The sequence below is a fragment of the Streptomyces sp. NPDC060194 genome (assembly GCF_042728285.1).
GTDB lineage: Bacteria > Actinomycetota > Actinomycetes > Streptomycetales > Streptomycetaceae > Streptomyces.
In genome coordinates, this window is the sequence record NZ_JBHWZH010000190.1 from 1 (window position 1) to 9068 (window position 9068).

The 9068-nt window shown below is 70.9% G+C and carries 10 protein-coding genes; 3 read left to right on the plus strand and 7 right to left on the minus strand.

Translation table 11 applies throughout. The annotated features are described in order from the left end of the window. Positions 1-773 precede the first annotated feature (773 nt). A complete protein-coding gene (locus ACFWEG_RS26640; RefSeq protein ID WP_387220019.1) occupies positions 774-1085 on the plus strand; it encodes a hypothetical protein in 312 nt (103 codons plus the stop codon). A 176-nt stretch (positions 1086-1261) separates the two neighbouring features. Here ACFWEG_RS26640 and ACFWEG_RS26645 read toward each other — a convergent pair whose 3' ends face one another. The 3 genes from ACFWEG_RS26645 to ACFWEG_RS26655 form a co-directional block, all read right to left on the minus strand. Continuing rightward, a complete protein-coding gene (locus tag ACFWEG_RS26645) occupies positions 1262-1555 on the minus strand; it encodes a hypothetical protein (RefSeq protein ID WP_387220022.1) in 294 nt (97 codons plus the stop codon). Positions 1556-1695: 140 nt separating this feature from the next. Further along, on the minus strand, positions 1696-1992 hold the full coding sequence (locus ACFWEG_RS26650) for a hypothetical protein (protein ID WP_387220024.1): 297 nt from the start codon (positions 1990-1992) through the stop codon (positions 1696-1698). Between the two features lie 28 nt (positions 1993-2020). Next, entirely contained in the window at positions 2021-3130 is a 1110-nt protein-coding gene (locus ACFWEG_RS26655) for a helix-turn-helix domain-containing protein (protein WP_387220026.1), read from the minus strand. A gap of 312 nt (positions 3131-3442) precedes the next feature. Between ACFWEG_RS26655 and ACFWEG_RS26660 the strand changes: the two genes are divergently transcribed. After that, positions 3443-3667 carry a hypothetical protein gene (locus ACFWEG_RS26660; protein WP_387220029.1) on the plus strand — a complete coding sequence of 75 codons (225 nt, stop codon included), beginning with the start codon at positions 3443-3445 and terminating at the stop codon, positions 3665-3667. A 400-nt stretch (positions 3668-4067) separates the two neighbouring features. Here the strand turns inward: ACFWEG_RS26660 and ACFWEG_RS26665 are convergent, their stop codons facing one another. Then, entirely contained in the window at positions 4068-4988 is a 921-nt protein-coding gene (locus ACFWEG_RS26665) for a hypothetical protein (RefSeq protein ID WP_387220031.1), read from the minus strand. Between the two features lie 534 nt (positions 4989-5522). Continuing rightward, on the minus strand, positions 5523-6449 hold the full coding sequence (locus ACFWEG_RS26670) for a DUF6292 family protein (RefSeq protein WP_387220034.1): 927 nt from the start codon (positions 6447-6449) through the stop codon (positions 5523-5525). Positions 6450-6543: 94 nt separating this feature from the next. On the opposite strand from ACFWEG_RS26670, the gene ACFWEG_RS26675 reads away from it, so the two are divergent. Beyond that, positions 6544-7482, plus strand: a complete 939-nt coding sequence (locus tag ACFWEG_RS26675; protein ID WP_387220037.1) for an acyl-CoA thioester hydrolase/BAAT C-terminal domain-containing protein — start codon at positions 6544-6546, stop codon at positions 7480-7482. Positions 7483-8324: 842 nt separating this feature from the next. Here ACFWEG_RS26675 and ACFWEG_RS26680 read toward each other — a convergent pair. After that, positions 8325-8648 carry a peptidase inhibitor family I36 protein gene (locus ACFWEG_RS26680; RefSeq protein WP_387220039.1) on the minus strand — a complete coding sequence of 108 codons (324 nt, stop codon included), beginning with the start codon at positions 8646-8648 and terminating at the stop codon, positions 8325-8327. A gap of 40 nt (positions 8649-8688) precedes the next feature. Further along, positions 8689-8937 (minus strand): hypothetical protein, encoded by a 249-nt coding sequence (locus tag ACFWEG_RS26685; RefSeq protein WP_387220041.1) that lies wholly within the window; start codon positions 8935-8937, stop codon positions 8689-8691. Between the last annotated feature and the right edge of the window lie 131 nt (positions 8938-9068).

Sequence of the window (9068 nt, forward strand, 5' to 3'; positions counted from 1 at the left end):
AGCTAGGGTCGGCCCTTCGGGCCGTAGCCCTCCGCTTCGCTTCGGGCTAGTAAGAGCGTGGTGGGATCGCTGCGCTCTCCCACCCTTCGCGCTGCGCGCGAAGCAGCGATCCGTGCCGCTGCGCGGCACGGCCGCTCCCGCTCCGCGTGAGCGGAAGCGGGTCGCTGCGCTCCCCGCACGGCCAGCCTCTGGCCTGCTCGTGGCCTCCGCTGCGCTCCAGTCTTGCTGCGCGAGGCGCGGGGAAAGACCTGAGGCTCAAGCGGCGAGGGTGGCACGGCCTGTAGGGCGGGTGCACTCTCCCTACCTGGGGGGATTCGCGCTCCATACGTGGGTGCTTCAAAGTGGAATACGGATGAATACTGGATCAGTGACTCTGCCCCGCTGCACACGTGCCGGGCGGCGTGTGATCTTCAGCGGGGTGCGGTGGTGTCCCTGGCCCCGGGCGACGGGATGTCGGAGCGGTGCAATGGATGCCTGGGCTACGAGGAGGAGTCGCGCGCCGAGCGTGAGCGCGAGGGGCACGAGCAGGGAAAGACCCGCCGTCCGTCCGGGTGTTGGGGAGGCTCCCACGGCGTCAGGGTCCTCCGGTGCGACTTCGTGATCTGTCCGGTTGCCGGCGCCCTTTTGCCTGGCAGTCCTGCCCGGGTGCCTGACGGGGGGTGTCTCCGGTCGTCGGGGCGAGTACCGGTGTTCGCAGCTGGCGGCGCCAAGGAGGACATAGCCGCGCTCCTCGCATCTGCCATGCTGGCCTTTCTCGGAGAGACGGGGAACGCGTGACCGAGCCGATCGGCGGATGGATCTGGGGCCGCAACCTGCGGACCTTCCTTGAACTGCTGTCCCGCTACGCCGGATACACCTTCGACGAAACCGATTGGGAAACCATCGAAGCCGGCATCCAGAACACCGACGATGAAGCACCCGACGGCTGGTACTCCTACCCCCTCGTCGGCACACACGCCACCTTGGAGGTCACCCTCGCCCACGCAGTCGGCGGCGAGGAAGTGTCCATCAAGGTCACAGGAGCCAAGACACCCGAACCCACGCTTCGCACCGACACACTCCTAGCCGCCCTCGCCACCGTCTGACCACCAACTCGCACCAGGTAGCAGGTAGCAGCATCTGCCACATCCCCGCCGAGGCTGCCCAAAGCAAAGCGCGCGGTCCACGGAGCGCTGGCACGCCGTGTGGGGCCTCCGGCGACGTATGTCGCAATGGCTGACCACCCACCCCAAGGGGCGGCGCGGTCCGAGGACATCGGCGATCAGGGAGGGCAGGGGCAGGCGCTCGGTCGATACCCGGCTGCAATCCGCGCCGTCGACCAGGCGGACGTGGTCCCGCGAGGGGGGCGCACCCACATGGAATAGGTCGCGGCCTCCACCTCTTCGGCATCGACGGGGCCGGGGTTGCGGTAGAGCGGCACCACGACCCGGTACCGCCACCCATCAGCCGTCTCCCGCCGGGCGAGGAGCGCGGCCGTCAGCTCCTGACCGTCGAGCAGCACCAGCACCACAAGCGGCACGGGCACGCACTGCTCGACGGGAACCGGGGGCGTCATGCCCTACCGGAGGCGTCCGCGTGATCCTCACCCGAGGCCGGAAACGACATCCCTCCACCGGAGGCGCGCCCCGTCGCGGACGCCGTGGACGGTCGCGGCGGGCCGGGAAGGGGCGTCGTGAGCGGATGGAGGCCCGGAGGTCAGCTCCTCGGCTGGGCTCCCGCAGCCAACGCCGCGCGGTGCTTCCGCCGTCGACGGCTTTGGATCACGGCGTTCGGCACGTTGAACAGCGCCGCTCCGAGCTGCAACCACGAAAGCCAATATCGAGGCCCGTGATCGACGAGGTTGAGGACGAATGCGCTTGAGAAGACCACGATGACGACCCACGCCGCCCAGAACGCGTAGTGCATCGCGCGCGCTCGATCGGCGGGCAGGGGATACGACTCTCCTTTGATCCTCACGTGCGCCCAGTACCCCAGGAAGTTGCGCTGACCCATCTCGGAAGCGCGCTGCACAGTGCGGTGGTCAGCCGGTCGCCTGCACCTCGTCCATCAGGAGACGCAGGGTCAGGGAGTGCTTCGCGGGCGGCAGCGCGTCGAGGGCCGCGCGGGCGTAGGCGGTGCCGCCGGCCACGTCGCCGGAGCGGGCGAGCATGAGACCACGGTGCATCTCCAGGTGGGTCGCGAACCGGGGCAGCGCGGCGGGCAGCTCGGCGCGCGCGGCGTCCTGCGCGGCGACCGCGCCGGCCTCGTCACCGAGCCGGGCGAGGAGCAGCGAGCGGAAGACGTTGACCCGCCAGTGGGGGACGGCGTAGTCGCTGGTCTGCTCGGAGGAACCGACCGCGTCGAAGACGCGCTGCCCGCGCTCTGCGAGGGTCCGGGCGCGGTCGTGGTCCCCGCGTAGGGCAGCGGAGTGCGCGGCCCCGTAGAGGGCGTTCAGGAGCCCTAAGGACGGCTTGGCGGATATGGCCATGGCCTGAGCCGCGAACAGGTCGGCCGTCCCGAGGGCGGCCCCCTCGTACCCGAGGGCGATGGCAGCCCGCCCCCGCACCCACACGCGCGCCTCGTCGTCGCCGGACCGGTCGGCCGCATCGGCGGCCATCCGGTACCACGAGACCGCCTTCGTGCCGTCCGAGCCGGGGAACGTCTTCGCGTAGAGGGTCATCAGCCGGGCGGCCACGGACCACGACCGCGGCTCGTCCAGCTGCTGCTGCACAGCGACGAGTTCCCCGGCGATGCGCCGTTGGACGTCGGCGGCGCCCAGGCTCATGTACTCGGTGCCGTAGGTGGTCAGCTTCGCCTCCCACTCCTCCGTGGACGGGCCGCCCCGCAGACGCGCGGAGAAACCGGCGGCCAACAGGTCGGAAGCGACCACGGGCGCTATCGCGGTCGCGGCGACGTCGGACAGGAACGTGCGGCGCAGCATCTCACCTTCAAGGACGGCTAGGGGCGTGTCGAGGACGGCGGACAGGCACCGGAGGTAGAACGCGCCGGGGGTGATCTTCCCGCGCTCCCACCGGCTCACGTACTCCCGGTCGAGGCCCGTACCGAACGCGTCATTGATCGCCGACGCCAGCCGCCCTTGGCTCCAGCCACGCGCCGTGCGGAGATCCCTGATCAGAGGTCCGATGGCCATGCACCCATCTTGCCCCTACCCCTGCCCCTAGACGTGTCAAGTGCGTGCCACCGAACCCGACTTGCCCCTAGGAATGCCCCTAGCCGGTCGCCCGAGCGTGCCGAAACGTAGACGCATGGAGAGGCATCAGACGACGCAGGACCCCCCGCCGGTGACGCTCACGAACGCGCCGGCCACCGACCCCGCACCCGTCGCCGGGTGCGCACTGTGCGCCAATCTCGCCATACAACGCACGCGGGCCCGAGCGACCGGGGACGGTAGCCGGGTGAGCGACTGCAACGTGAGGCTCCGCCGGCACCTGAAGGGCCACCCATGAGCCGGGGCATCATCGACGACCCGGACGGCCCGTACGCGAACTCCCCCGCAGGGTGGTGGACGGCCTACGGCGGGGCGCTGCACGTCCCCACCGGCAACCTGTACTTCCCCCCGGGCACACACCCGCCGTGCCCCTTCCCCTGCCGGACGTGCGACGAGATAGCGACGACCCCGCGCGCCTCCGCGGTGCCGCTTCCGCTCTCCTTACGGAAGGACTCGTAAATCTGGGCAAGGTCGCACATGAACCTCACCTCCAGCTTCTGCTGCGGGCGCTGCTGAGACTGCGCGGCAGGGCGCCGCGGTGCCCCAGCCTCCGTACGCGCGGGAGCCTCGCGCGGCAGTTCCGCGAGCCTGCGGACCGGCTGCCGGACGGGGGCCGCCTTCCGGGCCGGCGGCTGTGCTATCGACTTCCGGACGAGCGTCATGCGCGGTCGCGGGGCCGGCTTCCGCGCGGTCGGCGTTCTGACCGTCAAGAGGCAGGGGCGTCCCCGACCGGGTGTGCCTCACGGCCCCGTGCCCGCTCGCCCTTGGCGTGCTTCTTCGTGGTCTTCTTCGCCGGGGCATCGTCAGAGGCCATGGCGCCGGGAGTGCTCTCGCCGGAAACCTACGCAGCCAAGCTCCCTTACTCCGCCGGCTGGTCTTCCGTGCTCTTCGCTGGCAGCACGATCCGACGGCCCTTGATCTCCGCGGTCTCGTTCAGGCGGTCCAGTTGGAGGTAGTGAACGTTGCGCATGTGCTGGGCGTCTGCTTCGAAGTCACTCTCGTTCACCGGCCGGCGCTTCGTCTTGATCAGGCCGGCCCTGGCCAGCTCACGGAGTCCCTTGCTTCGGGTGTCTTCGCTGAGTGCGAACCGGGTGTCCGCCTGGAGCGGGCTGAACCACAGCGCCTTCTCGCCCAGGCCTCCGGTCTCGGCGAGAAGGATCAGGAACATCGCGACCCCAGCCCCGGACAGCATCGCAATGTGACCGCGAGTCCAGAACGTCTGAGGAACCTGGAAGTACCGGTTGACCACAGCACCCATGTCCGTAAGACCCACGATGCCGACCCCACGGGCACTGTTCTCTTTCTCTTTCTTCGCCGCAGCGCCCGGCGCGACCCACGGCGCACCGGTTCCGGTCTCGGAGAGCACCGTGACTAGGTTTTGCCGCCCCGTCCTGGTGACGCTGATGAACTTGTTCTGTTCCAGCCACGCGTGGGCATCGCTGATGCGCCGGGCCCCGGCGGTTCCCGGGTCGTCCAGGCCGAGGAGCGTGGCCCAGGCGCTGTGCCGGACGGACAGCTCACGAGCGTCATCATCACGCTGGAGCCACAGATAGCTGAGGAAAAGCTTTAGCCGTACATGACCGCCCCGGCCGCCCCCACGGAGCATCCGCGCCAGCGGCGGCGGTTCATCCTGGAGTGACGCCCGCTCCACGAAGCTGTAGCGAACTTGAGCACGCCGCCGGCCCCGACGCGCGGCGTTCTCCGCCATCTTCAGGGTGACCGCGTCCGGGCCCCGCGGTGGGATACGGCGAACGACTTTCGGCGCTTCCGGTTCCTGCATCGGGTCTCCCGCAGTTAGCTAGTAGGAAGTTAAGTTTCATAGAGTACCGTAGTGCCGGGTTCTGCGGCCTATCCTCCCCGGCGCTAAGGTGGGCCCAGTGAGGGTCTGTAGCGTGTCTCTCCCTACGCAAGGGTGGGGTGGCGGTTCGACGCTAGCGCGTCACTGGTCAGGAAGATTCTTGCCAATCCGCAGACTCCGTGCCAACAATGGACGCAGGACAAGCTGCGAGGCGGCAGGGAGAGGTGGTGCCCCTCACTCCTGAAGCTTCAGGAGCTTCGTCCAGGCAAGTTCAGAGGCCGAAGGCGGTCGTCCCTTAGGAACGGGTTTCGGCCAGAAGCCGCTGGGTGAGGTAAGTACGCGAGGTTGTGCCCCTCGTTCCTCCCCACTGAACGACCCTGCACGAAGGCCCCGGGTGGCTACTTGCCCGGGGCCTTCGTCGTGTTCCAACGTGCTGCGATGGACTCCACAGACGGCGATCTCTGTGGTGCAAGGGCTCACCTGCTTGCATCGCGCACCGAGGCTCACGGCCGGCTGTCACGAGGCGGGGATGAGCCGCTGCAGGCTCTCGCCGGGCAAGCGGGTGACGGCCGGCGCGCGCCTCCCGCCCCTCCCCCGGTAGGCGGCGACGACGTCGGCCGGCTGCGGCGCGATCCTCGCCCCCAGGTACCGCACGGCGTCCCCGGTCGGCGGGGTCGCCGTCGACTGGACGTCGGCCCGCGTCGGGGCGGTCCGCCACCCCCACCGCTCGTCCCACACCAGGGCCGCCGCGGACTCGCCGGCGGCCAGCGGCACGGCGAGCGAAGCGGCGCCACGGACAGGGGCGAGGACGTCCGGCGGGCCGCCGGCGGCGGCCCCGAGCAGCCCGGTCACCTCCAGGACGTAGGCACGGGCCTCCTCGGCCCGGCGCAGGCCCTGAGCGGCCGCCAGCGCGGCGCTCGCCGCCTGCCCGGGGAACCGCAGCCGCCGGGTCACGTCGGCGGCCGTGAGGGACGGCTGAGCGGCCAGGAGCGGCCCGACCGCTTCCGCCCGGAGTGCGGCGAGGGTGCGGGTCGCGGTGTCGGGGTGGACGCCGATGACGTCGGCGGCGGCCGCCGCAGTAACGGCCGGGTCCAGGTCGAGGAGCTGCGCGAGGCGCGGCCGGATCTCCTCCCGGGGCAGGAGGTCGCCCGTCCCGCGCGGCCGACCGCCCCGGACCCGCTTCCCCGCGTCCCCGGGCCGGGCGGCGGACCACTCCTCGAGTACGGCACGGGGCCAGTGCTCCACCCCGCCCACGACCCGCACGGCCGCCCGCAGCGCGGTCTCGTGCCGGTACCCGCCGAACGTCCCCACGCTGATGTTCAGAAGGTCGGCGGCTTCCGCGCGGTCGAGGAGGTCGGCCGGGGAGTCCTCCCTGATGACGCTTCTTGAAAATCCCCACCTGCCGCTCAGTAGTCCCCAAACCTGCTCACCTTGATTCCCCATCTGCGCCAGCACGTGCCACCGGCCCCGGGCGATGGCTTGATCGTGCGCACTAGGGTGCCGGGAAGGGAGATGAGCCGCCGGGGAGGAACGAGCGTTGAAGGTCATCGAGCATGAACTGTCATCCCCGTGGGAGGCGGTGCTGTACGAGCCTTCCGCGGACAGTACGAGCGGTGTCGTCGTGCTCGCCGGCTCGAGCGGCCGCGTGGACCGGCAACGCGCTCGCCTTCTCGCGGAGCAGGGCATCCTGGCCCTGGCCATCCGATGGTTCGGCGGCGCGGGGCAGCCAGCGGGTATCTGCGAGGTCCCCCTGGAGACTTTCGTCGCTGCCGTGGACCTGCTCAAGGAGTACGGGGTTGCCCGCGTCGGCATGCTCGGTGTCTCCAAGGGTGCCGAGGCCGCGTTGCTCACAGCAGTTCACGACCCGCGCGTTGACGCGGTAATGGCTGTGTCGCCGACCTCCCTGGTTTGGTGCAACATCGGGCCCGGACTCGACGGACAGCACCGTCCGTATCGCTCCTCCTGGACCTGGCGAGGGCGCCCTCTGCCGTTCATCCCCCTTGACGACTCCTGGCAGCAGGCTCATCAGGCGGATGGCCCGCGGGCAATCCGTGGCTGGTACGAGCTGAGCGAACGGACCTTCGCGCGGTGCCTGGACGCTGCTGCGATCCCGGTGGAGAAGGCGCGCGCCGACCTGTTGCTCGTCGCGGGCGCCGACGACAAGATGTGGTCTCCCCTGCGGTATGCCGAACAGCTGGCCGCACGCCGTCGCGCCGCTGGCGCCCCAGTCCGCTTGATCTCCCGCAACGACGCCGGACACCTACCCCGCTTCCCCGGCGAGGGGGGGCGCCCCGCCCTCCAAAACTTTCCTGTATGGGGGAACAGCCCACGGCGACAGGCTCCTCGGCGGCGCAGCTTGGGCAGCCCTTATACACAGACTCGATCCGGCTGCCGAAGCAGCGAGCGACTGAGAACCGGTCGACCAAGACGGCGCGATCAAGCGGTAGTCGCTCTGTGGCCCCAATGCAAAGGCTGATCGTTCAACGAACCGGGGACTGCGAGCGGGCCTGGGGAATTTCAAGAAGCCCCATCAGCCTCGGCGATCGTGTGTTCCACCTGCTGGAATTCACGTTCCAGGAAAGCCCGCACGGCTCGGTGGTGGCAGACGAGGACCAGCCGGACCCCGGTGGGGTCTGTACGGTGATGCGGCGGACCTCCTGACTCCGGGTCCGCTCCAGCTCGCGCGGGCAGACGTTCGCGGCGAGCGTCTTGCCGAGACCAGCCGGGCCGTGGAGGTACATCATCGCCGTGGCCTCGATCGTGTGGCGATGTTCTCCCGGGCCGCCACGGCTTCCGCGGCTGTGAGGGCGCCCAGGCGCTGGTCAGGTGTGGGAGTGGTGGCCGGGGCGAAGCGCTGCCGACGCAGGGTCTTCGCCTTCTTCACGTCCTCGCGTAGGTGGCGGGCCCGCACGGTGCGGGCGCGGCGCAGCTCGTCGAGCTGTGCCGGCGAGGTGGGCGGTGCCGAGGTGGCGGCCCGGCCGGGTCGCAGACCTCGATCTCATGGACCCGCGTGCTCGCCTGCGGTCAGGTCACGGTGCACCGCACGCAGGAGCGTCGACAACGACGGCGCCGGATCCAGCAGCGGCACCGACTCCGTCGGCGCACCGCCCGGAACGGCGAGGGCACCAGCCGTTCGGTACGGCGGTCCGGCGGACACCCGGCACCGAACCCATGGGGTCTGCCGAGGCGAGGCCGCGCCCGCTGGGCCGCTTCAGGCATGTGCCGTCGTCCGGGGAGTGTCGGCTTGGGGAAGCAGGACTGGACGGCCGGGCAGGGGCCGGCCGTCCGAAGGTATCCCGCTGCACGTCACCGCGCCGTCTACTCCGCGGTGACGACGGCCGCGATGAGGGAGGAGCGGGAGGCGCCCGGGGGGACCTGGTCGAGGTACTGGGTGCACTCCTCGTCGACGTAGAGGCCGACGGGGTGGGGGCTGTTGTTGACCACCGAGCGGGCCGGGACGGTGGGGGCGCAGCCCCCGGCGAGCGGGGCGCGGAGTTGGGGGGTGCCCCGGAAGCCGGGCAGCTCGTAGAAGCAGACCTGCCCGGTGGGGCAGGAGGCCGCCGGATCGGCGGCGGAGGCCGGGGCGGCAACGGCGGTGAAGGTGAGGGCGACAGCGGCGGCCGCGAGGACGGGGTGCTTCATGGGGGACTCCTGGGGAGGGGAAGGGGCGGGCGAGGAGGGTTCAGGACCGGGTCCAGCCGCGGAGGGCGGGGGAGGCGAGGACCGCGTCGAGTTCGCGGTCCGCTGCAGGGGCGCTCAGGGAGGCGGGGGCGGTGAGGGAGAACGACGCCGTGGTGTCGGTGTACTCCAGAAGGGAGGCCTCCCATCCCTGCGGGAGAAGGGCGATCAGGCGGACGGCCGCCGTCTCGGCGGCCGCGCCGGAGCCGGCCTCCTCGGTGCGCTCGATCCGCAGGCTGAGGGTGGTGGTCATGGCGGCGCTCCAAACGGGAGGTACGGGGGCGGGGGCCGGGCCGCCCCCCCCCCCCCACCCGTGGGGGCCCGCGGGGGGGGGGGGGGGCGGCCGCGAGGGGGGGGGCCCGGACGGGCGGGGGGGCAACACCC

Coding starts and splice junctions, on each gene's coding strand:
- ACFWEG_RS26670 (WP_387220034.1), bottom strand. CDS start 6,449: ATGGGGAATCAAGGTGAGCAGGTTTGGGGACTACTGAGCGGCAGGTGG.
- ACFWEG_RS26660 (WP_387220029.1), top strand. CDS start 3,443: ATGAGCCGGGGCATCATCGACGACCCGGACGGCCCGTACGCGAACTCC.
- ACFWEG_RS26650 (WP_387220024.1), bottom strand. CDS start 1,992: ATGGGTCAGCGCAACTTCCTGGGGTACTGGGCGCACGTGAGGATCAAA.
- ACFWEG_RS26680 (WP_387220039.1), bottom strand. CDS start 8,648: ATGAAGCACCCCGTCCTCGCGGCCGCCGCTGTCGCCCTCACCTTCACC.
- ACFWEG_RS26665 (WP_387220031.1), bottom strand. CDS start 4,988: ATGCAGGAACCGGAAGCGCCGAAAGTCGTTCGCCGTATCCCACCGCGG.
- ACFWEG_RS26655 (WP_387220026.1), bottom strand. CDS start 3,130: ATGGCCATCGGACCTCTGATCAGGGATCTCCGCACGGCGCGTGGCTGG.
- ACFWEG_RS26685 (WP_387220041.1), bottom strand. CDS start 8,937: ATGACCACCACCCTCAGCCTGCGGATCGAGCGCACCGAGGAGGCCGGC.
- ACFWEG_RS26645 (WP_387220022.1), bottom strand. CDS start 1,555: ATGACGCCCCCGGTTCCCGTCGAGCAGTGCGTGCCCGTGCCGCTTGTG.